This window comes from Halomonas sp. McD50-4 (assembly GCF_022348135.1).
GTDB classification, from domain to species: Bacteria; Pseudomonadota; Gammaproteobacteria; order Pseudomonadales; family Halomonadaceae; genus Vreelandella; species Vreelandella piezotolerans.
In genome coordinates this window covers 378,514-402,722 of the sequence record NZ_JAKRFG010000002.1, presented here as the reverse complement: position 1 = coordinate 402,722, position 24,209 = coordinate 378,514, and the positions used below count along the sequence as shown (strand labels likewise).

General features: G+C 57.8%; 21 protein-coding genes and 7 tRNA genes. 11 read left to right on the top strand and 17 right to left on the bottom strand.

Annotation, left to right across the window (positions count from 1 at the left end; translation table 11 throughout):
- Positions 1 to 26 precede the first annotated feature (26 nt).
- From MHM85_RS04485 to MHM85_RS04455, 7 genes are all read right to left on the bottom strand, one after another.
- Positions 27 to 2,414 carry a DEAD/DEAH box helicase family protein gene (locus MHM85_RS04485; protein ID WP_239285130.1) on the bottom strand — a complete coding sequence of 796 codons (2,388 nt, stop codon included), beginning with the start codon at positions 2,412 to 2,414 and terminating at the stop codon, positions 27 to 29.
- A gap of 399 nt (positions 2,415 to 2,813) precedes the next feature.
- Positions 2,814 to 2,901, bottom strand: a tRNA-Ser gene (locus tag MHM85_RS04480).
- Positions 2,902 to 2,992: 91 nt separating this feature from the next.
- Complete coding sequence (locus tag MHM85_RS04475) at positions 2,993 to 3,499, bottom strand: YiiD C-terminal domain-containing protein (protein WP_153842347.1); 507 nt, start codon at positions 3,497 to 3,499, stop codon at positions 2,993 to 2,995.
- Positions 3,500 to 3,530: 31 nt separating this feature from the next.
- The gene (locus tag MHM85_RS04470) at positions 3,531 to 4,091 is read right to left on the bottom strand and encodes a nitroreductase family protein (protein ID WP_139525501.1); all 561 of its coding nucleotides are present in this window, start codon (positions 4,089 to 4,091) and stop codon (positions 3,531 to 3,533) included.
- Positions 4,092 to 4,118: 27 nt separating this feature from the next.
- Complete coding sequence (gene queF / locus MHM85_RS04465; RefSeq protein WP_153842346.1) at positions 4,119 to 4,952, bottom strand: NADPH-dependent 7-cyano-7-deazaguanine reductase QueF; 834 nt, start codon at positions 4,950 to 4,952, stop codon at positions 4,119 to 4,121.
- Between the two features lie 62 nt (positions 4,953 to 5,014).
- Positions 5,015 to 5,788 carry an ABC transporter permease gene (locus MHM85_RS04460; RefSeq protein ID WP_139525499.1) on the bottom strand — a complete coding sequence of 258 codons (774 nt, stop codon included), beginning with the start codon at positions 5,786 to 5,788 and terminating at the stop codon, positions 5,015 to 5,017.
- Positions 5,785 to 6,747: an ABC transporter ATP-binding protein gene (locus tag MHM85_RS04455; protein WP_139525498.1), complete on the bottom strand. Its 963-nt coding sequence runs from the start codon at positions 6,745 to 6,747 to the stop codon at positions 5,785 to 5,787. The genes MHM85_RS04460 and MHM85_RS04455 overlap by 4 nt, the downstream gene beginning before the upstream one ends.
- A gap of 273 nt (positions 6,748 to 7,020) precedes the next feature.
- Here MHM85_RS04455 and MHM85_RS04450 point away from each other — a divergent pair, with 273 nt between their 5' ends.
- On the top strand, positions 7,021 to 8,652 hold the full coding sequence (locus MHM85_RS04450; RefSeq protein ID WP_153842345.1) for a methyl-accepting chemotaxis protein: 1,632 nt from the start codon (positions 7,021 to 7,023) through the stop codon (positions 8,650 to 8,652).
- A gap of 159 nt (positions 8,653 to 8,811) precedes the next feature.
- Here the strand turns inward: MHM85_RS04450 and MHM85_RS04445 are convergent.
- The 6 genes from MHM85_RS04445 to MHM85_RS04420 form a co-directional block, all read right to left on the bottom strand.
- Positions 8,812 to 8,886 (bottom strand) — tRNA-Gly (locus tag MHM85_RS04445).
- 32 nt (positions 8,887 to 8,918) lie between these two features.
- Positions 8,919 to 8,994, bottom strand: a tRNA-Glu gene (locus MHM85_RS04440).
- A gap of 4 nt (positions 8,995 to 8,998) precedes the next feature.
- A tRNA-Gly gene (locus tag MHM85_RS04435) sits at positions 8,999 to 9,073 on the bottom strand.
- Positions 9,074 to 9,113: 40 nt separating this feature from the next.
- Positions 9,114 to 9,189, bottom strand: a tRNA-Glu gene (locus MHM85_RS04430).
- 4 nt (positions 9,190 to 9,193) lie between these two features.
- Positions 9,194 to 9,268: transfer RNA gene (locus MHM85_RS04425), tRNA-Gly, on the bottom strand.
- A 25-nt stretch (positions 9,269 to 9,293) separates the two neighbouring features.
- Positions 9,294 to 9,369, bottom strand: a tRNA-Glu gene (locus MHM85_RS04420).
- A 363-nt stretch (positions 9,370 to 9,732) separates the two neighbouring features.
- Between MHM85_RS04420 and dctP the strand changes: the two genes are divergently transcribed.
- From dctP to htpX, 8 genes are all read left to right on the top strand, one after another.
- Positions 9,733 to 10,836 carry a TRAP transporter substrate-binding protein DctP gene (gene dctP / locus MHM85_RS04415; RefSeq protein ID WP_139525496.1) on the top strand — a complete coding sequence of 368 codons (1,104 nt, stop codon included), beginning with the start codon at positions 9,733 to 9,735 and terminating at the stop codon, positions 10,834 to 10,836.
- Position 10,837: 1 nt separating this feature from the next.
- Entirely contained in the window at positions 10,838 to 11,347 is a 510-nt protein-coding gene (locus MHM85_RS04410; RefSeq protein WP_153842344.1) for a TRAP transporter small permease subunit, read from the top strand.
- Between the two features lie 3 nt (positions 11,348 to 11,350).
- Entirely contained in the window at positions 11,351 to 12,676 is a 1,326-nt protein-coding gene (locus MHM85_RS04405; protein WP_153842343.1) for a TRAP transporter large permease subunit, read from the top strand.
- Between the two features lie 27 nt (positions 12,677 to 12,703).
- Positions 12,704 to 14,290 (top strand): gamma-glutamyltransferase family protein, encoded by a 1,587-nt coding sequence (locus tag MHM85_RS04400; RefSeq protein WP_153842342.1) that lies wholly within the window; start codon positions 12,704 to 12,706, stop codon positions 14,288 to 14,290.
- A 208-nt stretch (positions 14,291 to 14,498) separates the two neighbouring features.
- Entirely contained in the window at positions 14,499 to 14,897 is a 399-nt protein-coding gene (msrB, locus tag MHM85_RS04395) for a peptide-methionine (R)-S-oxide reductase MsrB (protein WP_153842341.1), read from the top strand.
- 80 nt (positions 14,898 to 14,977) lie between these two features.
- Complete coding sequence (gene ylqF, locus MHM85_RS04390) at positions 14,978 to 15,931, top strand: ribosome biogenesis GTPase YlqF (RefSeq protein WP_153842340.1); 954 nt, start codon at positions 14,978 to 14,980, stop codon at positions 15,929 to 15,931.
- Between the two features lie 54 nt (positions 15,932 to 15,985).
- Positions 15,986 to 17,236 (top strand): pyridoxal phosphate-dependent aminotransferase, encoded by a 1,251-nt coding sequence (locus MHM85_RS04385; protein WP_153842339.1) that lies wholly within the window; start codon positions 15,986 to 15,988, stop codon positions 17,234 to 17,236.
- Between the two features lie 98 nt (positions 17,237 to 17,334).
- Positions 17,335 to 18,240, top strand: a complete 906-nt coding sequence (gene htpX, locus MHM85_RS04380; RefSeq protein WP_139525489.1) for a protease HtpX — start codon at positions 17,335 to 17,337, stop codon at positions 18,238 to 18,240.
- 55 nt (positions 18,241 to 18,295) lie between these two features.
- On the opposite strand, the gene pdxB is transcribed toward htpX, so the two are convergent.
- Positions 18,296 to 19,435 (bottom strand): 4-phosphoerythronate dehydrogenase PdxB, encoded by a 1,140-nt coding sequence (pdxB, locus tag MHM85_RS04375; RefSeq protein ID WP_153842338.1) that lies wholly within the window; start codon positions 19,433 to 19,435, stop codon positions 18,296 to 18,298.
- Between the two features lie 84 nt (positions 19,436 to 19,519).
- Between pdxB and MHM85_RS04370 the strand changes: the two genes are divergently transcribed.
- A complete protein-coding gene (locus tag MHM85_RS04370; protein ID WP_139525487.1) occupies positions 19,520 to 19,801 on the top strand; it encodes a hypothetical protein in 282 nt (93 codons plus the stop codon).
- 35 nt (positions 19,802 to 19,836) lie between these two features.
- Here MHM85_RS04370 and MHM85_RS04365 read toward each other — a convergent pair whose 3' ends face one another.
- Both MHM85_RS04365 and rlmKL read right to left on the bottom strand, forming a co-directional pair.
- The gene (locus MHM85_RS04365) at positions 19,837 to 20,172 is read right to left on the bottom strand and encodes a glutaredoxin family protein (protein ID WP_139525486.1); all 336 of its coding nucleotides are present in this window, start codon (positions 20,170 to 20,172) and stop codon (positions 19,837 to 19,839) included.
- Positions 20,165 to 22,402 (bottom strand): bifunctional 23S rRNA (guanine(2069)-N(7))-methyltransferase RlmK/23S rRNA (guanine(2445)-N(2))-methyltransferase RlmL, encoded by a 2,238-nt coding sequence (rlmKL, locus tag MHM85_RS04360; protein WP_153842337.1) that lies wholly within the window; start codon positions 22,400 to 22,402, stop codon positions 20,165 to 20,167. The genes MHM85_RS04365 and rlmKL overlap by 8 nt, the downstream gene beginning before the upstream one ends.
- Positions 22,403 to 22,790: 388 nt before the next feature.
- Here rlmKL and rmf point away from each other — a divergent pair, with 388 nt between their 5' ends.
- Complete coding sequence (gene rmf, locus MHM85_RS04355; RefSeq protein WP_139525484.1) at positions 22,791 to 23,000, top strand: ribosome modulation factor; 210 nt, start codon at positions 22,791 to 22,793, stop codon at positions 22,998 to 23,000.
- Between the two features lie 78 nt (positions 23,001 to 23,078).
- Here the strand turns inward: rmf and MHM85_RS04350 are convergent, their stop codons facing one another.
- Positions 23,079 to 24,095: a quinone-dependent dihydroorotate dehydrogenase gene (locus MHM85_RS04350; protein WP_153842336.1), complete on the bottom strand. Its 1,017-nt coding sequence runs from the start codon at positions 24,093 to 24,095 to the stop codon at positions 23,079 to 23,081.
- Between the last annotated feature and the right edge of the window lie 114 nt (positions 24,096 to 24,209).

Sequence of the window (24,209 nt, the reverse complement as noted above, 5' to 3'; positions counted from 1 at the left end):
TGCGTTACTGCTCTCTTGTTCGTGATTCAAGCCGCTTGATAGAGGGCTTGCTCCAGTTGGGTTAAGGCCTGCAAGTATTGTGGTTTGCCGCCGAAAAGCTTAATGATTTCTGTTGGTGTGCCGAACTGGTCGAAGGGGTTGACCTTGAGCACTTTGATGTCTTCGATGTTCTCGATGCCTTCGTCAGCGTATTTGTCCAGCAGGGCATCCAGCACTTTACGGGCCTGCTCGCCATATTGGGTGAATACGTCGCGCTTTCTGACCTGTTTGGCGCGCTCGGCACGGGTTAGCGGCGGCTGATCGAAGGCGGTATGACAGATCATGTCGAAGATATCCATTTCCTTGCCGATGGCTTCCTTCAGATTCTCCAGTACGATGCCCTGCTCAGTCAGCTCGTCAATTATGGCTTGCTTTTTGTCGGCGCTATGCCATTTGCTCAGAAAGTCACCCAGTGAGTGGTATTGCTCGCGCACTTTCTGGCGGGTGTAATCCTTCAGGCTGCCAGTGATTAGTTTACCGTTGCCGTCCATGTACTGGATGCGCTCATTGAGGATAGCGACATTGACGCCATTGACGTAGCACCTGGGGCGCGGTTCGCCGACGATCTCCCCGCCGGTGATGATTTCCGGTGGTTCAGTCGGTGGATCGAAGATAATTTGCTCGCCAGTTTCATCGGTGACGGTCTCGCCTTCGGCAATTTCTTCTTCAGGTGTCTCAAAGTCGTCATCCTCACCAAGCTCTTTGACGCGCACCGGATCGCCGTCGAAATCCGGGTCGGCAAACAGATCGGTTACATTGCGAAAATCAAGAATAGTAAAAAAGGTCTTGCCGAACTCTTCGTTGATGCGCGTTCCGCGCCCGATGATTTGCTTGAATTCGGTCATGGAGCCGATGTTGCTGTCGAGTACGATCAGCTTGCAGGTTTGAGCATCGACACCAGTGGTCATCAGCTTGGAAGTAGTGGCAATGACCGGATAGCGTTCTTCCGGGTTGATAAAGTTATCCAGTTCTCGCTTGCCTTCGTCGTTATCGCCGGTAATCTGCATGACATACTTGGGGTTCTGGGCCATCAGGTCGCTGTTTGCGTTGGCTAGTGCAGCACGCATACGCTGGGCGTGGTCGATATCGACGCAGAACACGATGGCTTTGTCGAAGCGGTTGGTCTTGGTCAGGTACTCAGTGATCTTGTTAGCCACGGCTTCGGTTCGCTCGTCGATAACCAGGCTCTTGTCGTAATCCTTACGGTTGTAGATGCGATCATCCACCAGTTGACCGCTCTTGTCGGTTTTGCCTGCCTCCGGACGCCAACCTTCCAGATCGACATTCAGACCGACCCGAAGCACCTTGTAGGGGGCAAGAAAACCGTCCTGTATACCCTGTTTGAGCGAGTAGGTATAAATAGGATCACCAAAGTATTCGGTGCTGGAAACCGTTTCGGTTTCCTTGGGCGTGGCGGTAAGGCCAATGTGGGTGGCAGTTTTAAAATATTCCAGAATCTCACGCCAGGCACTGTCTTCCGAGGCGCTACCACGGTGGCACTCATCGATAACGATCAGATCGAAGAAATCAGGACTGAATTCACGGTAGGCGTCCTTGTCTTCATCGTAGTTGGTCAGCCCTTGATACAGCGCCAGATAGATTTCGTAGGATTTGTCGATCTTCTTCTGTTTGATGACCGTCATTTTGTCTTTGAAATGACGAAAATCGCCGCGCCGGGTCTGGTCAATCAAGGCATTACGGTCAGCCAGAAACAGAATGCGTTTCTTGGCCCCAGCTTTCCAGAGGCGGTGGATGATCTGAAAAGCGGTATAGGTTTTACCGGTGCCCGTGGCCATAGTCAGCAGGATGCGCTGCTGGCCTTTGGCAATGGCCTCTACGGTGCGGTTGATGGCGATCTGCTGGTAGTAACGCGGGCTGCGGCTGGTGCCGTCGAAGAAGTAATCCTGGGCACTGATGCGCTCGGCTTCTGGCGTAGTGATGCCTTTGTACCGTTTGTACCGCTCCCAGAGCTGTTCTGGCGTTGGAAAGTCGTGCAGCGGAAGTTCGCGCTCGACACTGCCGCTTGCGGCAGTACGGTCATGCTCATAGAAGCCATCGCCGTTACTGCTGAACACGGTGGGTATGTCCAGGATGGTGGCGTAATCCAGCCCCTGCTGGATGCCTGCCATGACCGAATGCTTGTTGTCCTTGGCCTCAATGATGGCGACAGGGATATTGGGCTTGTAGTAAAGGATGTAATCCGCCCGCTTGCGCTTGCCACGGGTAGTGAGATTGCCCTTCACATAGATACGGCCATCGGTAAAACCGACTTCCTCGCGGACTTGTTTCTGCATGTCCCAACCTGCCTGTTCCAGCGCAGGCGTGATGAACTTGGTGCAGATGTCACGTTCTGATAGGTCTTTTTTATTCGTCATCCGATGGTCGGGTTCCCTGTGTCAATTCGAACTAGAATGAGCTTTTACAAAATATGATACACCTTATATCGTCTTAGGTTTTGATGCAGCACTCGGTCCGGTGTGTTTTCATCATGAATTGTGACCTCACCCCGTTATCGCAAATAGCAATCAATCACGATTATTAAGAAAACAGTACCCTACCAGAAAGGGGCATTATCTATCGTTAGCGCGCATCGACAAGGAGCGGTGAAATGCAACTTAATTTATAAAAAGCCAGATGCCTTGGAAAAGAGGATGTGTCTGAGGACGTACAGCATTATCTAGTGAAAGCCAAAACTGTAGTATGGGCTGAGGTATGGGCTGACTAAACCGCAGATACAAAAAAGCCGCTGAAATCAGCGGCTTAATTTATATTCTTGGCGGAGAGGGAGGGATTCGAACCCTCGAAGCCTTTCGACTTACACACTTTCCAGGCGTGCTCCTTCGACCACTCGGACACCTCTCCACATTGTTGCTCTGCCGTCGGGCGCTGCCTTTCTCAACAGAACGGCGCGTATTCTATGGCCTAAGCCGTGAAATAGCAAGCCTTTTCCTGATTAGGCATTGGGCAGCACGGCGTAGCGTCCGTGGGCTTCTAAACAGAGTGCATCACCGCAGTAGAGCTGATGGGTCAATTCGATACTGCCTTTGCCTCGCTCGTTGAGTTTGTCGGCAAGCTGGACAGGGCCCTCCGGATGGCTGGGCGTGCAGATGAGGCGATAGTCCCTTGTGACCGGAGCAAGAAACCGTTGGTCGGCCTCGGCGACCACCACGTCTTGCGCTCTGCCCTGCTGACGAAGCCACAGAGTGACCCAACACCAGCCTTGCAGCGTGGTTTGCGCGGTCAGTGCTCCGCCGAAGCCAGTGCCTTTGTCATTGAGATTAGGCGTAAGCGCCAGTTGCCACGTGAGCGCGCCATTGGCTTGACTCATATGGGTAATACCCAGCGCCTCTACCATAGGGATGGCGGCTTCTAGCCAACGTTGAAAAGCCCGCAGATCCTCCTCCCCGTCTGGTAACGGCAAACGAGGGTATGGCATACCCGGCTGACGCGTATGGCGCATGTTGCTCTCCTTCATCGCTAGGCGGCGTGCATTAGCGCCAGTGCTCGACGAAACTTGCCGCGTCGTGCTTTGGCACGGGTTTGTGACGTCCGCCCAGGCTGCCGAGGTAGATGAACGCCACGACCTCGTCCTCCTCATCGAGACCAAGACCTTTACGCACCACCGGATCAAAAGCGTACTTACCGCTGCGCCACATGGCTCCCAGGCCCAACGCGTGGGCGGCCAGCAGAATGCCGTGAGCCGCACAGCCAGCAGAGATCACCTGCTCCATTTTGGGTACTTTGGGAATATCCGGAGTGACCTTGGCAATCACGGCAATGATCATCGGCGCGCGTAACGGCTTTTTACGCGCGGCATCGAGCGTATCATCGCTGACGCTGGGGTCTTCCTGAAACTCCGCTTCGGCAAACAGCTCGCCTAGGCGCTCCCGGCCTTCGCCAGTAAACTCGATGAAGCGCCACGGGCGCAGTTCTTTGTGGTCAGGGGCACGCAGGGCCGCCTGATAAATGGCGCTGAGCTGATCGGCGTTAGGGGCAGGCTCGGCGAGCTTGCCCATGGAACTACGTTCGTGAAGCAGCGTGAGTGCGTCCATGGAAACTCCTATCCATTGAGGTGAGCGTTACTGGCGCGCCAAGCGCAGAGGGCTGGGAGGGGCAAGGCCCGGTGTGGCACGCCACGGACTGATGTCCAAGCCGCCGCGTCGCACGTAGCGCGCCAACACCAGCAACTCTTCCGGCTTCGCCTGCTGCATTAAATCAGTGAAGATATGCTCGACACAGTGCTCGTGAAAATCCTGGTGCTGCCGGTAGCCAATCAGGTAGCGCAGTAGCCCTTCTCGGTCGAGTTTGGGACCTTTATAGCGAATCAAGACGCTTCCCCAATCCGGCTGACCGGTCACCGGGCAATTGGATTTTAGCAGATGCGAATGCAGCGTCTCCTCGACGATCTCATCACTGATAGCAAGGTGCATGGCACTCGGGGTGTAATCGCTCACCTCGATATCCAGGTCGTCCAGGCACTCACCCGGCAGTCGCTTGGGCGCCAGCTCACTATCATCAACGCCCAACAGCTCGACGCTAACGCTGGCACCGGCAGCGCGGCTCAGGTCGTGTACCAACGTCTCCTCTACCTCGGTCTGGCTAGCAAAGCGCGTTTGGTTGAGACTGTTGAGATAGAGCTTCCAAGATTTGGACTCGATGAGATGCGGCGAGCTGGCGGGTAAGCGAAAACGCGCCACCGCGACGATGGGTTTACCGCGCGCGTTGAGCCAAGAGACCTCGAAAGCATGCCACTCGTCTTCACCGACGAACGGCAGCGTACGCTCGTCGATGCCCAGCGGCGCACGGTTGGCTGCGCGAGGAATGGGGTATAGAAGCCCCGCGTCGTACTGCTCCGGGTAAGTGGAGTCGCGCCCCAAGGGCGCGTGTTCTAAGGTATCGGGGCGATGTGCCATGGACACTCTCTCAGTCGTGCGATGTCAATGAAGGCATGTCGGTGGGCGGCCGTTACCACCCATTAGCTGCGAATGCCTTTGCCGCGCTCTAGCATGGTCAGCGCGACCATGAATAGCACGATGATAAAGGCAAAAATAGCGGCCAGTGCCCAGCCTACCGGAATATCGGAAACGCCCAAAAAGCCGTAGCGAAAGACGTTCACCATATACAAGATCGGGTTGAGCATCGATACGCCCTGCCAGAAATCCGGCAGCATCGAAATCGAGTAGAACACGCCACCCAAATAGGTCAATGGGGTCAGAATGAACGTCGGCACGATAGAGATATCGTCGAATTTATTCGCCAGCAGCGCGTTGATAAATCCGCCAATGGAGAACAGCGCCGAGGTCAGCACCACGACCAGTATCGTCAATAACGGATGTTCGACCGTCAAACGGGTGAAGAACAGCGATACCAGAGTAACGATCAACCCCACGCCCAACCCCCGCGCCATGCCGCCGAGTATGAACCCGGAGAGAATCACGCCGTTGGGCATGGGTGACACCATCATCTCTTCGATGGAGCGTTGAAACTTGTTGGAGAAGAAGCTGGACGCCACGTTGGAGTAACTGTTGGTGATCACCGACATCATGATCAGTCCTGGCACAATGAAGTCCATATAGCTGAAGCCGTCCATATCACCAATGCGCGACCCGATCAGGTTACCAAAAATGATGAAATACATGGCCATGGTAATCGACGGCGGCAGCAGGGTTTGCGGCCAGATACGGGTAAAACGCTTGATCTCTTTGAGCACCAACGTCCAAAGGGCCACCAGAGTTTGCATGATATTCATGCGCTGGCCTCCTGTTGCTCACGCTGATCAATGGCCTGCTGGCTGCTCTCTACCATGGAAACGAACATCTCCTCTAGGCGGTTGGCACGGTTACGCATGGAGACCACCTGAATCCCCTGCGCACTCAGCGCACTGAACACATCGTTCAGCTGCTGGCCACGGTGAATGACCAGCGCCAACTGGGACGGCTCGATCTGCTGTAGCTCGAATCCTTCGATGGCAGGCACGCGTGTCAACGGTTCGGCCAGGTCCAAGAGAAAAGTCTCGGTGTCCAGCTCCGCCAACAGCTCGCGCACGCTGGTATTCCGTACGATCTCACCGTGGTTGATGATGGCGATATTGCGACACAGGCTCTCGGCCTCTTCGAGATAGTGCGTCGTCAGGATGATCGTCGTGCCCTCATCGCGGTTGATGCGGCGCATGTACTCCCACATGCTGCGGCGGAGTTCGATATCGACGCCCGCCGTGGGCTCGTCGAGAATCAGCAGTTTGGGACGATGCATCAACGCGCGGGCAATCATTAGGCGGCGCTTCATGCCCCCCGAGAGCATCCGCGCGCTACCGTTGCGTTTTTCCCACAGCCCTAGATCGGTCAAGAGCTGCTTGGCGCGGGGCAGCGCTTCGCTGCGCTTCATACCGTAATAGCCTGCCTGAGCCAGCACGATATCCAGCACCTTCTCGAACTGGTTGAAGTTGAACTCTTGAGGCACCACGCCGAGCTGATACTTCGCCTTGGCGAAGTCCTTATCGATGTCGATCCCAAAAATCGACACCTTGCCCGCCGTTTTCTGCACCAGCGAACACACGACGCCTAGGGTGGTGGACTTTCCTGCGCCGTTGGGGCCCAACAGCGCAAAAAAATCGCCCTGCTGGACGTCTAGATCGATACCTTTTAACGCTTGAAAGCCGTTGCCATACGCTTTGGTAAGGCCACGGATCGACAATGCCGGTTCGGCCATGAACATGTCCTGTCAGCAAGTGGGGAAGCATAAAGCGATAAGAGTAAGATATCGGGGCACGCGTATATTTTTTCAAGTTAGCAGCATAAAGCGCGTCAAAGCCTTTTCCATGCTGCTGGTTGCCCTCTATTAAGCACTACATTAAGTGACACTTTGCCACTCGATTACTGCGGCAGCGCTCAAGTTAATACTTTAGTATTAGGCCAGTGCCTGCCTAGCTAGGCAGCAGCACCTCAAGGGAACATACTGATCATACAAGAGAGCCTATCGATAATGAGCACCGCCATTACCTCGCCCTCCGGCGCTAATACCCATCTCTCGCCATCAGAGTCGTCTGCCTCCACACAAAAAAAGCTATCCACACTGCCGCTGCGCCGCCAACGATGGCTGGGCGTCGTTGTTCTTTGGTTGATTCTGGCGATGATGATCACGATCAACGCTTGGCAAAGCCGCGCGTTGCTGTATGCCGAGCGCGAACAGCGCATGGTCACCGCCGTGGATATCGCCGTGTCTACGCTGGAGCATTACCATCAGCTTGCCGAACAGGGCCAGCTCTCCATGCCAGAAGCGCAGCGACAAGCCTTCAACACCCTACGCGACGTGCGCTTCGGCGAAGAGGACAACTACCTGTTCGCGTTCAACGGCAGCCTGCGCATGCTTGCTCACCCAAGCCGTGACGTAGGAGAGGACATTTCGCAAGTCAAAGACCCCGAGGGGACGCTGATCTTCCAAACCATTCTGGATAATACGCAGCAAGCCGGCAGTGGCTTTACCGAGTACTTCTCCAACTTTGCTCGTGGGGGCGACGCCAAGCCCAAAGTGCGCGCTTACTCAGCCGCCTTTACGCCGTGGGATGTCTACGTGGCTAGCGGCGTGTTCGTCGGTGACGTCAGTAGTACCATCATGCGCCAGCTCGTCAAAAGCATCTTGGTAGGCATCGTGGCAGGCGCGCTGGTCACGCTGGCCTTTTGGGGCATGATCTCTCTCATTCTACGCCGACTAGGCGGGGAACCGCGCTATGCCGCAGGCGTGGTATCACGCATCGCGCAAGGCGATTTGACGGCCCCTGTGGCGCTTCATCCCAACGACACGAGCAGCCTGCTGCATGACATTTGTCAGATGCGCGACAAACTACACGATGCCATGCAGGAGATTCATGCCACCAGCACGTCCGTAGACCATAACGCAGGCGATATCGCCGCAGGCAATCAAGAGCTTTCATCGCGCACCGAGCAGCAGGCCGCCGCGCTTCAACAGACGTCCTCCAGCATGGAAGAAGTGACCGCCACGGTTCGCCAAACCGCTGACAGCGTCGAGCAGGCGAAAGCACTGGTCAACAGTGCGAATGAAACGTCTCAGGCGGGCCAGAAAGCCATCGGTGATACAGTGGCGTCCATGAAGGAGATAACAGCCGAAGCGGATAAAATCACCGAGATCGTCACGCTGATCGACAGCATTGCTTTCCAGACCAATATTTTGGCGCTCAACGCTTCGGTCGAGGCCGCCCGCGCGGGTGAGCATGGCCGGGGGTTCGCAGTAGTGGCTGGTGAAGTTCGCCAGCTAGCCAACCGCTCGGCCAACGCGGCGCATGAGATCAAAGGCTTGATCAATACCTCCAACGCCCAGGTCAGCAACGGCGCCAACTTAGTGGATGCCGCCAAACAGCGCATGCAGGAGATCGATCAGCGCATCCAGCGCGTCAACGAGCTGTTTACCGACATCACTACCGCGACCCATGAACAGACGCGCGGCATCGAGCAGATCAACGTCGCCATTGCTCAGCTCGATCAAGCCACCCAGGACAACGCCGCCATGGTTCAGCAAACTGCTCTGTCTGCTCACGACTTGAAGCAGCGCTCCCAGTCGCTCAATAGCGTCGTCGGCCACTTCACCCTAGTGGATTGACCCACCCACTGCCCAGGCCCTGCGCCTGGGCACGCCCACCCTACGTATCGGTCAACGCAACACACGCGCACACGAAAGCGCCGCAACGAGGCGGTAGCAACATTTTTCGAAAGGGGATTAAAAAAAGGGAGTATGTAACGAAACAAGAAGGGGTTTGCATGGAGCGGGAAAAGAGATTCGAACTCTCGACCCTCGCCTTGGCAAGGCGATGCTCTACCACTGAGCTATTCCCGCAACGCAAACATGCAACGATGCTTTAGAGTGAGTGGCGTCCCATAGGGGGTTCGAACCCCTGTTCCCGCCGTGAAAGGGCGGTGTCCTAGACCACTAGACGAATGGGACGTGCTGGAGCGGGAAAAGAGATTCGAACTCTCGACCCTCGCCTTGGCAAGGCGATGCTCTACCACTGAGCTATTCCCGCTAAACAGGCTGTCTCACTATTAGCATTTCTGCTATCGGATTGGCGTCCCATAGGGGGTTCGAACCCCTGTTCCCGCCGTGAAAGGGCGGTGTCCTGGACCACTAGACGAATGGGACGTACTGGAGCGGGAAAAGAGATTCGAACTCTCGACCCTCGCCTTGGCAAGGCGATGCTCTACCACTGAGCTATTCCCGCAACTCCGATACCTGAACGACTTAATTGGCGTCCCATAGGGGGTTCGAACCCCTGTTCCCGCCGTGAAAGGGCGGTGTCCTAGACCACTAGACGAATGGGACGTTTCATTGCCTCGTCGAGGTGGCGCGTATATTACTCAGGACGAGGGTCGAGTGTCAAGCACTCTGATATCAAAACATTAATTGATGGTTCATGAGGCAGTAAGGTGGCTCAAAACAAACGCTGCGCAATTGTAGTGCCTAACAGAGTGTTTACAGCGCGCATACGCATCACATCGGTGCACTTGCCGCTACTGAGTTCATCGACCGTGTAGCCCTCCTGTTCTCTGACAGTAACGACAAACCGCTAAAAATCTTTCATTTACAATAAAATCGATTTTTTGGCACACCCCTTGCAGTCTCATTAACGATCCAACGACGTAACTGCTCCACGACTCTTCGCTTCCCGACTGCTTGAGGTGCCTTATGTCTTTTACTCGTCGCAAGTTTCTTACCACCGCTGCACTGACCTCCACGGCTGGCTTAGTGCTTGGCGCACCTAGTGTGGCAAGCGCTCAATCCTCCGAGCGCTTCAACTGGCGCATGACCAACGCTTACAGCCCCGGCTCGCCCTTCTATGTCGAAGGCCCCGGCAGCCCTACCGATGTGATTGCCAAGATCAACGCGATGTCCGGCGGGCGTTTGAACATCCAGCACTTCGCAGCGGGTGAATTGATTCCTGCACTGGAAGGGTTCGAAGCCGTGCAGAGCGGCACCATCCAAATGAACGCAGCCAACAGCTACTTCTGGTCGGGCACCACCTTTGCCGCTCAATACTTCACCACCGTGCCCTTCGGCATGAGCTTCATGGGGCATATGGCATGGCTCTACCACGGCGGCGGCTTAGAACTGTGGGAAGAGGTCTATGCTCCTTACGGCATGGTCGCCCTACCGCTCAACAACACTGGCGTGCAGATGACTGGCTGGTTCCGCGAGCCCATCGAGGATATCGGACAACTCAACGGTTTACGCATGCGCGTGCCCGGCCTTGCAGGCAAAGTCTACTCGGCACTGGGCGTCGATGCCCGTGTACTGCCCGGCGGTGAAATTTTCCCGGCGCTAGAGCGTGGCGTGATCGACGCCGCTGAGTTCGTTGGCCCGTATCAAGACCGCCGCATGGGGCTGCAAAACGCGGCCAAGTTCTATCACACCACGGGCTGGCATGAACCCTCTACTACCGGCGAGCTGCTCATTTCCAAGCAGCACTGGGACGAACTGCCGGAAGACCTGAAGATGATCGTGAAGAGCGCCTGCATGGCCGCATGTCTTGAGAGTGTCACCTGGTCCGAAGCGGTGAACGGCGAAGCGATGACCGACCTGGTCGATAACCACGGCGTCACCGCCAGCATGCTGCCCGACCCCGTAGTGAATGCCCTGCGCGAAGCCACCATGGATACGCTGGCCACCGAAGCCAACGCCGACCCAATGGTGCGCAAAGTCCACGACAGCTACATGGCCTTCAAGGCCAACCATGACCGCTGGGCAGGCGCCAGCGAACGCGCTTGGTTAAACGACATCATTGGGGTGTGATATGCAAACCGTGGAACGCGTTGTCCACGGGATCGAGGCGGTGGTCCGGCTATTTGGCTGGATCGCCGCTTGGATCTGCGTGGTACTGGTGGCCCTAGTCGCAGGCGATGTGGTGATGCGCTACCTGTTCAGCATTGGCGCCGTGTGGCTACAAGAGTTGCAGTGGCACTTGATCTCCCCCATTGCGCTATTCGGTATGTCGTACCTTTTGTTCATGGGCGAACAGGTGCGGGTCGATGTGTTTTACGAGCGCTTTCCGGAAGCCTTACAGCGGGTGATCGAAGTGATTGGCGGCTTGCTGCTGCTGGCCATGGGGCTCTATATCGCCTGGTTAACGCTGCCCTGGGTCGAGCAGTCCTATCTTCGGAACGAGGCCTCTCCCAACCCAGGCGGCCTGCCGCTGCGCTGGGTGCTCAAAGCTCTTATCCCCTTCGGGTTTCTTTTATTGGCGCTTCAGGGCTTGGCCCATGCGCTGCGCCAAGGGTTTGCTCTACCAAACCGAGGTGAATAACGCATGTCTCCTAATGAGTGGCTCGCGATCGGCATGATCGTCGCCTTTTTTGTACTGCTGTTAATCGGCATTCCGGTAGCGATCAGTATTGCCGTCACGGCTTTTGTATTTGGCTATCTCGGCTTTGGCCCTGTGCTATTTAACCTGCTGCCCTCGCGCATTTACGGCGTGGTGACCAACTACACCTTCATGGCGATACCCCTGTTCGTGTTCATGGGCGTCATGCTGGAGAAATCGAAGCTAGCCGAAGAGCTGATCGATGTGATTGGCCACTTGTTCGGCGGGCTTTCCGGCGGGATGGGCGTGGCGATTATTTTCGTTGGCGTGCTGTTAGGAGCCGCTACCGGTATCGTGGGCGCGACTATCGTCACCCTGGGCCTGCTGACACTGCCCACCCTGCTTCGCAGAGGCTACCCCAAAACCTTGGCCACCGGCATGATTTGCGCCTCAGGCACATTGGGCCAAATCATTCCGCCTAGCTTGGTACTCATTCTATTGGCCGAAATCCTGGGTGAATCGGTGGGCACGATGTTCGCCGCTGCCATGGTCCCCGGGTTAGCGCTAGCGGGTATCTACATCGTGGCGATTTTAGTGGTGGCACAGCTTTATCCCGGCATGATGCCCCCCATCCCGGCAGAAGAGCGCGCTGAGCTTAGCAAAAGGCAGTTACTGTACAAGGTGATGACGGTAGTGGGTCCACCCGTGGGTCTGGTGTTTGCAGTACTCGGCTCCATTATTGGCGGCATTGCGGCTCCCACGGAAGCCGCCGCCATGGGCGCGCTGGGGGCGTTGGTGTTCGTTGCCTGCTCGGGACGGTTGACCATATCGCTATTAAGCGACGTGGCCAAAGCCACGCTAGTGATCTCCGCCATGGTCTTTTTTATTTTAATCAGCGCGCAGGTCTTTGGCCTTGCCTTCCGCGGGCTGGGGGGCGAACACTTGGTAGAACGCATGTTTGACTGGGTGCCCGGTGGCGAGTTTGGCGCACTGCTGTTCATGCTACTACTGATGTTCGTGCTGGGTTTCTTCTTGGAATGGATCGAAATTAGCTATATTGCTCTACCGCTCTTTTTGCCCTTCTTTATACAGATGGGCGTGGATATGGTGTGGCTGGGTATTTTAGTGGGACTGGTGCTGCAAACATCGTTTCTTACCCCGCCCTTTGGCTGGTCGCTATTTTTCTTGAAAGGCGTCGCGCCCAAAGAGGTGACCACACTGGATATCTACAAAGGGGCGCTACCCTTTATCGGGCTGCAATTTTTAGCCGTGGCGCTAGTGTTTATGTTCCCAAGCATAGCCACGTGGCTACCCGATGCCATTGGCTGGTAACCACAACTAATAACAAAGGACTCTTCAATGCTCCACACCCAACGTAGTTACGGCGGCAGCTGTGTCGCGTCACACCACTTGGCCGCCAGCGCCGGTCGCGATGTTTTGAAACAGGGTGGCAACGCTGTCGAAGCCATGGTCGCAGCAGCAGCGGCCATCGCCGTGGTCTACCCACACATGAACGCCCTGGGGGGCGACGGTTTTTGGTTGATTCACGAGCCCGGCAAATCGCCAGTGGCCATCGACGCTTGCGGCCCCGCTGCACAACTCGCCAACGGCGATTTTTACGCCGGGGAATCGCACATCCCTGAACGCGGCCCAAAAGCCGCGCTTACCATGGCAGGCACGATTAGTGGCTGGCAGGAAGCGCTCAATGTGGCGGCGGGTTGGGGTAACGCGCTGCCGCTGACCACGCTGCTGGCCGACGCCATTCGTCACGCCGATGAAGGGGTGGCCGTTTCGCAAAGCCAGGAAACGCTCACCGCCAAACACCTGGAGCGCTTGCGCCAAAGCCCCGGCTTCAGCGATGCCCTGCTGCTTGACGGTCAAGTCCCCCGCGAAGGCGAGCGCCTGCGCCAGCCCCGCCTGGCGAAGACGTTGAAACGCCTCGCCAGCGCCGGGCTGGAAGACTTCTACCGGGGTGAACTCGCCGCCAGCATGGCGAAGGATCTGGAGGCACTCGGCAGCCCACTACGCTTAGCCGATTTTCACGCTTACCGCGCTCAGCAAGTCACACCGCTGCACGTGCGCCTCAACGACGCAACACTGTATAACCTGCCCGCGCCTACTCAAGGCATGGCATCGCTGATGATTTTGGGCATTTACGAGCGCGTTAAAGCCGCCGAGCCCAATGGCTTTGACCACCTGCACGGGTTAATTGAAGCCACCAAACGCGCCTTTATGCTGCGCGACCGCTACGTTACAGACCCACACCGAGTTCCCACGCCGCTACAGGAGCTTCTCAGCGAAGAGCGCATTGGTGCAGAAGCTGCCGAGATTAATCCTAACCAGGCGCTACCTTGGCCTCACGAACCTGCGCCCGGCGATACTATTTGGATGGGCACCGTCGACAGCGAAGGCCGCTCGGTGAGCTTTATTCAGAGCATCTACTGGGAGTTTGGCAGCGGCGTGGTACTGCCTGAGAGCGGCGTGCTGTGGCAAAACCGCGGCATTAGCTTCTCGCTCGACCCTGACGATTTACGCGGTTTAGCCCCTGGCCGCAAACCCTTCCACACGCTCAACCCCGCGCTGGCACTGTTCAACGATGGGCGCACGATGGTGTACGGCACCATGGGCGGCGAAGGCCAGCCGCAAACTCAAGCCGCCGTGTTCTCCCGCTACGCGCTGCACGGCATGCCACTGCAGCAAGCCGTCACCGCACCGCGCTGGCTATTGGGGCGCACCTGGGGAGAGTCCAGCACTAACCTGAAATTAGAAGAGCGCTTTGATGACCGCTTAGTGGCCGAACTTGCCACCGCAGGCCACGACGTAGAGGTACTGCCAGAGGCGTTCAGCGACACCATGGGCCACGCAGGCGGCATCGTGCGCCACCCGAATGGCCTGATCGAGAGCGCCCACGACCCGCGCAGCAACGGGGGAGCGGCTAGCGTGTAAGGAGCCTTCAGCGGGTGTTTAAGGAGCCTTCAGCGGTTTAGTGTGGAAAGCGACTGGCGGATTTTATCACTTTCGCACATGCTGAACTTGGACAGGCGGCCCATTGTCGTTAGCCTTGCCGCACTCGCTACGATGCGTGCTAACGCTAATAGGCTAGCCGCCTTAGACAGCCTCTGATAAACGGCAACCAGAGGGAGAGGAGATTCCCATGGCGAAAATTGAAAAATCCCCCGACGAGTGGCGCAAGCAGCTCACGCCCGAGCAGTACCGGGTTGCCCGGGAGAAAGGCACCGAACGACCGTTTACCGGAGATCACCAGGTAAGCGATGCTCAAGGTATTTACCACTGCGTTTGCTGCCACGCGCCACTGTTCGAGAATGAGCATAAGTTCGATGCGGGCTGCGGCTGGCCCAGCTTTGATCGCCCACTGGGGGCTCGTTGTGTCGAGGAGCACCGCGATACGTCCCACGGCATGACTCGCACCGAAGTGGTCTGCTCGCACTGCGACGCTCATCTGGGCCACGTCTTTCCGGATGGACCTCCTGACACCACCGGTTTGCGCTACTGTATCAACTCCGTCTCGTTGGAGTTCCACCCCGACGAGTAACCTTTGAAAGGAAGCACGGCAAGGCGGGCACCATCTGCTAGAATGGTCGCCCGCTTTTTTTGTGCTTGTAGGAGACCCCCATGCTCGGCTGGTTCCCCGGACATATGAATAAGGCCCGCCGCCAGATCAAGGACGCGCTGCCAGAAATCGATGTGGTCATCGAGGTGCTCGACGCGCGCCTGCCCTACTCCAGCGCCAACCCGATGCTGGCCGAGCTGACTCGCCATAAGCCGGTGCTGAAAATTCTTTCCCGCGCCGACTTGGCCGACCCCGTTCGTACCGACGAGTGGGTGGCCTTTTTTGATGCCCAGGCAGACACCCGCGCTCTGGCGATTACCACCACACAGACCCGCGAGCTCAAGAAGATTCCCAAACTGTGCCACGAGCTGGCCGGTGCGGTGCGTGCCGACCGCGATGTACGCGTGATGGTGATGGGCATCCCTAACGTCGGTAAATCGACGCTGATCAACGGCTTGGCCGGTCGCAAAATTGCCAAAACCGGTAACGAGCCGGCGGTCACCAAGCGCCAGCAAAAAGTGCGCATCGACGGGCGTGTCGCGCTGATCGACACCCCCGGAGTGCTGTGGCCGAAAATCGAAGACCAAGCGAGCGCCTACCGTTTGGCGGCTAGCGGTGCGATTCGCGATACTGCCATCGAGTATACCGACGTGGCCATCGTTGCCTGCGCAGAGCTCGCCAAACGCTACCCCGCCGAGCTCACCGCCCGTTACAAGCTCAAAGCGCTGCCCACCTACGCAGCCCCCGAGTCAGATGACGTAGATGCCGACGGGCCGAAAAGGCCCGACTTCCTGGCGCTGGCCGGGTTCGATGGTCACGCCATTCTCAAAGAGATTGCCGGTAAACGCGGTGGCCTGCGCCCCGGCGGCGAAGTGGATCTTCACCGTGGCGCCGAGGTGCTGCTGCATGAGCTACGCGATGGAAAGCTTGGCCGGGTAACGCTTGAAACCCCCGCAGACATTCCGCCGCCGCCCGAGCAAAACGACCAAGACAGCCCGGCCCTATCCGACGCATAATAAGCCAACAACAGACACTTCCACGGCACTGGACACTTTTGGATAACGCACCCCATGGACACGCCCCAGCCTAGAGAATCACACACGCTAAAAAAATCACACAAACTGCACAACGTTTGCTACGACATCCGCGGCCCGGTCCTCGACCACGCCAAGCGCCTGGAAGAGGAAGGCCAGCGGATTTTGAAGCTCAACATTGGCAACCCGGCACCGTTTGGCTTCGAGGCGCCGGAAGAGATTTTGCAGGACGTGATGCGCAACCTGCCCACCGCCCAGGGCTACTGTGATTCCAAAGGCCTCTACTCCGCCCGCAAGGCGATCATGCAGGAGTGTCAGCGTAAGCAGATTCCTGGGGTGGGTATCGAAGATATCTACATTGGTAACGGCGTGTCCGAGCTAATCGTCATGGCCATGCAGGCGCTATTGAATGATGGCGACGAGGTGCTGATTCCCGCGCCCGACTACCCGCTATGGACGGCAGCCGCTCATCTCTCCGGCGGCCATGGCGTGCATTATCTGTGCGACGAGCAGGCCGACTGGGCACCGGATATCGCCGATATTCGCGCCAAAGTCACCAGCCGCACCCGTGCTATCGTGGTCATCAACCCCAATAACCCCACCGGGGCGGTCTACCCCCCGGAAGTGGTCAGGGAAGTGCTCGATATCGCCCAAGAACACAACTTGGTGGTGTTCTCCGATGAGATCTACGACAAGATCCTCTACGACGGGGTCGAGCACACCGCCACTGGCGCACTAGCCGACGATGACCAGCTCGTGATCACCATGAATGGCCTGTCGAAAAGTTACCGCTGCGCCGGCTTTCGCTCTGGCTGGATGACGATCTCTGGAACCCTAGCGAAGCAGCGGGCGAAGGACTTCATTCAGGGCCTGACCATGCTGGCCTCGATGCGGCTATGCGCCAATGTACCGGCCCAACACGCTATTCAAACGGCGCTTGGCGGGTATCAGTCGATCAACGACCTGATTCTGCCGGGCGGGCGATTGCTGGCCCAACGCGACATTACCGTCGAGAAGCTCAACGCGATTCCCGGGGTCTCCTGCGTGACGCCCAAAGGCGCGCTCTACGCTTTTCCGCGCTTGGACCCCAAGGTGTTCAATATCAAAGATGACCAGCAGCTGGTGCTGGATTTGCTTCTGCAAGAGAAAATACTGCTGGTGCAAGGTACCGCCTTCAACTGGCCAGCCCCCGACCACGTGCGTATCGTGACGCTGCCCTGGGCCGACCAGCTCGGCGACGCGCTCGACCGCTTTGCCAATTTCTTGTCCCGCTATCGCCAAACGTGATCGACACGCTACCAGCGACTTGAAACTGACATGAAATGCACGTATCTAAGCCATCATTCCATTAACGCTTGTTATGACCTTGAGGGAGATCGTCACCCATGATGCGAATCGTGCTGTTTTTAGCCACCAACTTAGCGGTGTTGCTGGTCGCCAGCCTGACGCTAAGGCTGTTTGGCGTTGAGAGCTATCTCAACAGCCAGGGCATTAACTTTACCAGCCTGCTGATCTTCTGCTTTGTGTTCGGTATGGCCGGTTCACTGGTCTCGCTGTTCATCTCTAAATGGATGGCGAAACGCTCGACCGGCACGGTGATCATCGAAAATCCGTCGAACGCCACCGAGCAGTGGCTGGTGGATACCGTGGCCGAGCTTTCCCGTGAAGCGGGTATCAAAACCCCAGAGGTGGGCATTTTCCCCGCCCAACAGTCCAACGCCTTTGCCACTGGCTGGAATAAAAACGATGCCCTAGTGGCAGTATCGGCGGGCTTGCTCAACCGTATGCGCCCAGAGGAGGTGCGCGCGGTGCTTGCCCACGAAATTGGCCACGTTGCTAACGGCGACATGGTGACGCTAGCGCTGATTCAAGGCGTGGTGAATACCTTCGTCATGTTCTTCGCTCGTATCGTCGCCCACTTGGTCGATAGCTTCCTGAAAAGCCGCAGCGATGGCGAAGGTGGCCTGGGCTTTATGGGTTACTTCGCCGTGGTGATGGTGGCCGAAATCGTCTTTGGTATCGTCGCCTCCGCCATCGTGGCCTGGTTCTCCCGCTACCGTGAGTACCGTGCCGACGAAGCGGGTGCCCGCCTGGCAGGCACGGGGGCGATGGTCAACGCCCTGGCACGTTTGAAGGCCGAAACCGAAATGCCCGACCAAATGCCGGACACCCTGCGCGCCATGGCAATCACCAAAGGCCAGACCCGCTCGCTGGTCGAGCAGCTCTTCGCCAGCCACCCGCCGCTGGATGACCGTATTCGTGCCCTGAAAGAAGCGGCTTACCGTCAGTAAGCGACAAACCGCGCGATAAAAGATGCCAAGGCCCGCTAATGCGGGCCTTGTTAATTTAGGCAATCCAAAAACCCGCCGCCTGAAGCGATGGCTGCAATGACACCGCGTCGTTCTCCAAGTGAACGGTCAGCGTGCCAAATTCGCGACGTAGCGGATAGTTGGCGCGGCAGCTATCAAAGCCTTTGGCAATGCCCTGATGCACCACTTGACGCTGCAACGCATCGTGGTCGCGGCGTACGTCATACACGGCCCGCGCACATAGCCGAAGCGCCTCTTCCACCGGCAGTGCCTCCTGCAGCGTGAGCGTAGCGAGTGCTGGCGGTGGGCAGAGCGCGCTGAACGGCATGTCGCTGGGCAGGCCTAACTGCGCTGCCAACGCCTGCTGAATCATCCAGGTGCCGCGCAGCTTGCCATCCAGGCTATGCCCGGCAATATGCGGTGTCGCTAAAGCAACCAAGTCACGTAGCCCCGCATCGATACCAGGCTCGTCTTCCCAAACGTCCAGTATGGCCGTGATATCGCCCTTCCCTGCCATACGGCTGCGCAACGCTAAACCATCCAGGCAGTCACCGCGCCCAGCGTTCAACAGCAGCGTACCCGGGGCAAGCTCGTCGATACGCTGGGCACTCAGCATCTGATAAGTGGCATGAGGACCCGCCTTCACCAGCGGGGTGTGCAGGCAGATGACGTCGCACTCCTCGATGAGCGTATCGAGGGAGACGAAACCTCTCGCGCCCTCTTGTTCCGCCCTGGGGGGGTCACACACCCGTACCGCCACGCCAAGTGCCTGCAAGCGGCGCTGTAAGCGACTACCCACGTTGCCTGCGCCAACGATGCCCACGGTTCGTTTCAACAGCGGCCAGCCTTCTCGCTCGCTCACCGTCAGTAAGCTGCTCAGCACATAGTCCACCACCGCGTCCGCATTGCATCCCGGCGCGCTGGCAAAGCCAATTCCACGCTCTTTGAGATAGTCGAGATCGATATGGTCAGTACCAATGGTACAGGTACCCACAAAACGCACCGCGCTGTTGGCCAGTAGTGTGCGGTTCACCTGAGTGATCGAGCGCACGATCAGCGCATCGGCGTCCTGCACGTCTGCCGCACGGATCTCGCGGCCTGGCAGACGGTGCAGCGTCCCCATGCCTGCAAAACAGGCGTCGGCAGCGGGGATATTAGCGTCGATAACAAGTTTCATAGGCGTTTTGGTATCCGGGCTTTACAATACGCCCGCAATGGCTTGCTGTGCAGGCGTGATCAAGCAGTGGTTAAGGAGATGGGTGTGATCGTACGCTGGGAAACCGACCATGACTATGTGTTGGTGCATATTCACCAGGATATGTTCGGCGACTGGATTTTCAGCCGCGCCTGGGGGCAAATCGGCACCCAGTTTGGCGGATTGAAACACCAGTTAGCGGACACTCTGGAGCAAGCAGAAATGTGGCTGGAGGATGAAACGACGATTCAATCCTCACGCGGGTTCCGCAAAGTGCTTGAAGCCGCCGACCATACGCCAGAAGGCCAAGAAGCGATGCGTCAGCTGTCGCTTTTAGACGCGCTCTGACGCATCACCCTTTTAGACTGACTCTCCCCGCTTCATTAGCCTAAGAAGCGCCGCCCGTTGCGCTGATGGGCCCCCACGGGGGGCGCGTGTTCTGGCGGCGCGGTGAGTGCGGCCAGCGCCGTCTCATCCAGCCAGCCCCGCTCGCTCAACCAGTGGCTCAAACGCGCCACGTCGAAGCCGCGATCCAACTCGACCCCGTCGTCATCGACCAGCACCGGGATCCGCGTGCCGTAACGCTCCACTAGAGCGTCGTCGTCGCTGATCTCGATGTGGTGCAGCCTCACCTCTTGGTTGGCCAGGGTTGCCACCAGCACCTCCAATTGGGCGCATAGATGGCAGCCTAGCGTGGTGTAAATCGATAGTTCAATCATCGCCTTGCCCTTTATCGGCAAAGGGGGCGTGACGCAGCAAAAATACGTGATGCAAGTTGGTGCGCCGCTGAAAATCCGGATCGAAGGTGCGCGCAGTGATCTCCTCGACGGCGTAGCGCTCGCTCAGTGCTTCGTCGAGCTTGAAGCGGCGCTGATTGTTGGAGAACACCAGCGTACCGCCGGGGGCCAGGCGCGCCATGGCGAGCTCCACCAAGCGCGGGTGGTCGCGCTGCACATCGAGCGTGTCACGCATCTTTTTCGAATTCGAGAAGGTCGGCGGGTCCATGAAAATCAGATCGAACTGCGCGTTGGCGGTTTCCAGCCAGCGGAAGCAGTCATCCCGCACCACGCGGTGCAGCCTGGGCTCGAGCTGGTTGAGCGCAAAGTTGTCCCGGGCCCACTCCAGGTAGGTGTTGGACATGTCCACGCTAACGCTGTCGCTGGCCCCGCCTAGCGCGGCCTGCACGGTGGCCGTCGCGGTGTAACAGAACAGGTTGAGAAAGCGCTTGCCGCTGGCCATCTCGCCCAGCATTCGGCGTACCGGCCGGTGGTCCAGAAACAGACCGGTATCCAGGTAATCCCGCAGGTTGACCCATAGCCTTGCGCTGCCCTCCCGCACTTCAAAACGCTCGCCGCTGGCATCGCGCTTTTGGTACTGGGCCGCACCGGTTTGCCGCTCGCGGCGCTTGACGTAAATCTTGCTGGGATCGACCCCCAACGCCTCGGGCAGCACGTCCAGGGCATCAAACAGCCGTTTTTGTGCCTGAGAAGGGTTCACGGAACTCGGTGCCGCATACTCCTGAACGTGCACGCGGTCGCCGTAGCGATCCACTGCCAGCGCGTACTCTGGCATATCGGCATCGTAAAGGCGATAGCAGGTTTCACCACTCTGCTTCAGCCATTTTTTCAGACGTTTTTGATTTTTTGCCAGACGGTTGGCAAACATCTTTGCATTTTCCGACACCGTCGATGTTGTCGTACGGCTTGCCTGGGGCACTACGCCCGCGTCTGTCGGCTCACCGCTCTGCTTAGGCGCAGGGCGGGCGCTGGCAATCTCCATGAGCAGCAGCTTGGCATCCAGCGCGCCGTTTTTTAGCGCGTGCTGTTTATGAGCGCGCAGCCCAAGGCGGTGGCCGAGATCCGGATTACCGGTAAACAGCGCCAGCGTCCAGCCAGGAAACAGCGCCTTGGCTTTTTCACCGAGCTGAGCATAAAGCCGCACCAGTTCCGGCAGCTCGCCCAGGCGCTCGCCGTAGGGCGGGTTGGTGATCAATAGCCCCTGCTCGGCGGTCAGCGTCTCCGGCCGATGTAGTTGGGCGAGACTCTGGCCGTGGAGCGTGATCAGCGCAGGAATGCCCGCCCGCATGGCGTTAGATTTCGCGGCGGTCAGTGCTGCCGGGCTTTGATCAAAGCCTATCAGTTCGGTTTTGCAACGTTTGCGTCCAATCGAGGCGCGTGCTTCGGCTTCGCGTTTTAATTCACTCCACACAGCGTCTTGATGGCCTGCCCAGCCGTGAAAGCCAAACCGCTCGCGGTTCAAGTTAGGGGCTTGGTCAGATGCCATCAGCGCCGCTTCGATTAGCAGCGTTCCTGCCCCACATAGCGGATCGATCAATGGCTCGCCCGCTTTGGCCCGTTCCGTCCAGCCTGCGCGCACCAGCAGCGCTGCCGCCAAGTTCTCTTTGAGCGGCGCGTGCCCGACATCGCGGCGGTAGCCACGGCGGTGGAGACTATCACCGGAGAGATCGATTCCCAGGCTTAAGTTGGCCCGGTGCAGGTGGGCGTAAATGCGCAGGTCAGGCGCTTTGGTGTCCACGTTGGGCCGCTCTCGACCGCCTAACTGCAGCGCGTCCACCACACCATCTTTCACCGTCTGTGCGCCGAAGCGCGTGTGGCGAATATGGTCGCTGCGGCCATGAAAATCCACCGCCAAGGTCTTGCCGGGGGCAAGATGCTGGCTCCAGGCGATGCGTGCGACCACATTGCGTACCTGCTCGGCGGTCTCGACCAGAGACTCCCGCGCCAGTAGCAAAATCACACGGTTCGCTAGGCGAGACCATAAACAGACTCGGTAGGCCGTGGCTTGGTCGGCAGAAAAATAGACCCCCGCCACGGTGGTTTTACCCGGTTCGGCGCCCAGGGCCGTCAGTTCATCCGCCAGCAGGCCTTCGATGCCTTTGGGGCAGGTCGCTAGTAGGTTGAGAGGGGCAGTTTGGCTCAGCTCGGTCATGATGATCGCCGCGCGTCACCGCGCGATATTCCTGTATATGGCAAATGAATGTATGTCTTATGACAATTTGATGGTCGACAAGTGACCCCATCATGGTCTAACAATAAGAGGGTAGCTACTAAAAACGCATGCGTTGCTTGTCAGGGTCTTTATCGTGTCTGTTTCTAAACGCCGGTAACGATCCTTGGCTTGTCTGAGCTTGCCGCTTCTTCCGTTCAGCACGTGAGTGCTAGGCATTAGCGCTGAGGCAGCAGCTCACTCTTGAACTTGAAGTCACTTCTCGAAGTGGTGTTGGCAATCTGGGTAAAGCACGCCTATGGGCCTGTTATTACTACGTTGCCTTGTGACCTGCTTCTTATCAAAGGCTTTCATGCAAAGAGGTTAGCCAATGAAACGACAAAAACGTGATCGCTTCCAGCGGGCTTATGTTCACGGCTACAAAGCGGGCATCATGGGTCGCTCCCGTGATGATTGCCCCAGTCAAGATGTCAATTTACGCGAATATTGGATGAGCGGTTGGCGTGAAGGTCGTGGTGACCAATGGGACGGAATGATCGGCGTCTCCGGTATTCATAAAAACCCCATGGTCATGACCTAATTTATTTACCTTTTACTCAAACATTAGGAGACGGAGCCCGCTGCAAAGCGGGCTTTTTATCGTCTATCTGCGGCTTTTTCAACCGATTTGCTTGAGCGCCTCGGCACACTGCTTCACTAGCCCAGGCCCTTGGTAGATCAATCCCGAATAGAGCTGCACAAGATCCGCACCGGCCGCCATTTTCGCCCGGGCCGCTTCACCACTATCGATGCCACCCACGCCAATGATCGGCAGCGTCGGCAGGTGCTTGCGCAGTAGACGAATGACCGTATTGGACGCCTCGAACACCGGCTTACCGGAGAGCCCGCCGACTTCTTGTGCTTGCGGGTCGTTCTGCACGGCCTCCCGGGAGACGGTGGTATTGGTCGCAATCACGCCGTCCAGCTCGTTGCGTGCGATACTGCCAGCCACCAGCGCGACCTCCTCTTCGCTCATGTCTGGTGCGATTTTCACCAGCAGAGGCACCCTGCGACCTGCCTGAGCATCCAACTCGCGGCTTTTGGCGCGAATCGGCCCCAACAGGGCATCTAGCTGTTCGCCAAACTGCAGCGTGCGTAGCCCCGGTGTATTGGGCGACGAGATATTCACCGCTATGTAGTCCGCCGCGCCATGTACCGCATCGAGGCATAATAGGTAGTCATCCAGGGCGTTCTCAACCGACGTGGTCAAATTCTTACCGATATTGATGCCGACGATGCCGTTGTAGTGACGTTTTTTGACCTGCGCGACGAGATGCGCCACCCCTTTGTTGTTGAACCCGAAGCGGTTGATGATCGCCTCGTGGTCGGCCAATCGAAAGAGACGCGGTTTTGGATTTCCCGGCTGCGCCTTGGGTGTTACGGTGCCGACCTCCACAAAGCCAAATCCTAGCTCGCCCAGCGCATCCAAGTGGTCGGCGTTTTTATCCAGCCCGGCCGCCAGCCCAATACGGTTAGGGAAACGCAGCCCCATGAGTGCGACCGGGTCGCTCACCGGCTTGCCATACAGTCGCTGAATACCGCCCACTTTGTGCAACGCGTCGAGCGCGTTCAGCGCCATGCCATGGGTGGTTTCGGGATCCAAGCGAAACAGCAGCGAGCGTGCAATGGGGTACATCGGTAAGACTCTCCTAATCGGTGGGCGACGTGCGGGGCGGGCGCAGTATAGCGCACATCGCCCAGGCTTCGCAGGATGAAAAAAGCCGCGTCCTGATCCCCCAGGGCGCGGCTT

Coding starts and splice junctions, on each gene's coding strand:
- MHM85_RS04485 (WP_239285130.1), bottom strand. CDS start 2,414: ATGACGAATAAAAAAGACCTATCAGAACGTGACATCTGCACCAAGTTC.
- MHM85_RS04475 (WP_153842347.1), bottom strand. CDS start 3,499: ATGCGCCATACGCGTCAGCCGGGTATGCCATACCCTCGTTTGCCGTTA.
- MHM85_RS04470 (WP_139525501.1), bottom strand. CDS start 4,091: ATGGACGCACTCACGCTGCTTCACGAACGTAGTTCCATGGGCAAGCTC.
- queF (WP_153842346.1), bottom strand. CDS start 4,952: ATGGCACATCGCCCCGATACCTTAGAACACGCGCCCTTGGGGCGCGAC.
- MHM85_RS04460 (WP_139525499.1), bottom strand. CDS start 5,788: ATGAATATCATGCAAACTCTGGTGGCCCTTTGGACGTTGGTGCTCAAA.
- MHM85_RS04455 (WP_139525498.1), bottom strand. CDS start 6,747: ATGGCCGAACCGGCATTGTCGATCCGTGGCCTTACCAAAGCGTATGGC.
- MHM85_RS04450 (WP_153842345.1), top strand. CDS start 7,021: ATGAGCACCGCCATTACCTCGCCCTCCGGCGCTAATACCCATCTCTCG.
- dctP (WP_139525496.1), top strand. CDS start 9,733: ATGTCTTTTACTCGTCGCAAGTTTCTTACCACCGCTGCACTGACCTCC.
- MHM85_RS04410 (WP_153842344.1), top strand. CDS start 10,838: ATGCAAACCGTGGAACGCGTTGTCCACGGGATCGAGGCGGTGGTCCGG.
- MHM85_RS04405 (WP_153842343.1), top strand. CDS start 11,351: ATGTCTCCTAATGAGTGGCTCGCGATCGGCATGATCGTCGCCTTTTTT.
- MHM85_RS04400 (WP_153842342.1), top strand. CDS start 12,704: ATGCTCCACACCCAACGTAGTTACGGCGGCAGCTGTGTCGCGTCACAC.
- msrB (WP_153842341.1), top strand. CDS start 14,499: ATGGCGAAAATTGAAAAATCCCCCGACGAGTGGCGCAAGCAGCTCACG.
- ylqF (WP_153842340.1), top strand. CDS start 14,978: ATGCTCGGCTGGTTCCCCGGACATATGAATAAGGCCCGCCGCCAGATC.
- MHM85_RS04385 (WP_153842339.1), top strand. CDS start 15,986: ATGGACACGCCCCAGCCTAGAGAATCACACACGCTAAAAAAATCACAC.
- htpX (WP_139525489.1), top strand. CDS start 17,335: ATGATGCGAATCGTGCTGTTTTTAGCCACCAACTTAGCGGTGTTGCTG.
- pdxB (WP_153842338.1), bottom strand. CDS start 19,435: ATGAAACTTGTTATCGACGCTAATATCCCCGCTGCCGACGCCTGTTTT.
- MHM85_RS04365 (WP_139525486.1), bottom strand. CDS start 20,172: ATGATTGAACTATCGATTTACACCACGCTAGGCTGCCATCTATGCGCC.
- rlmKL (WP_153842337.1), bottom strand. CDS start 22,402: ATGACCGAGCTGAGCCAAACTGCCCCTCTCAACCTACTAGCGACCTGC.
- rmf (WP_139525484.1), top strand. CDS start 22,791: ATGAAACGACAAAAACGTGATCGCTTCCAGCGGGCTTATGTTCACGGC.
- MHM85_RS04350 (WP_153842336.1), bottom strand. CDS start 24,095: ATGTACCCCATTGCACGCTCGCTGCTGTTTCGCTTGGATCCCGAAACC.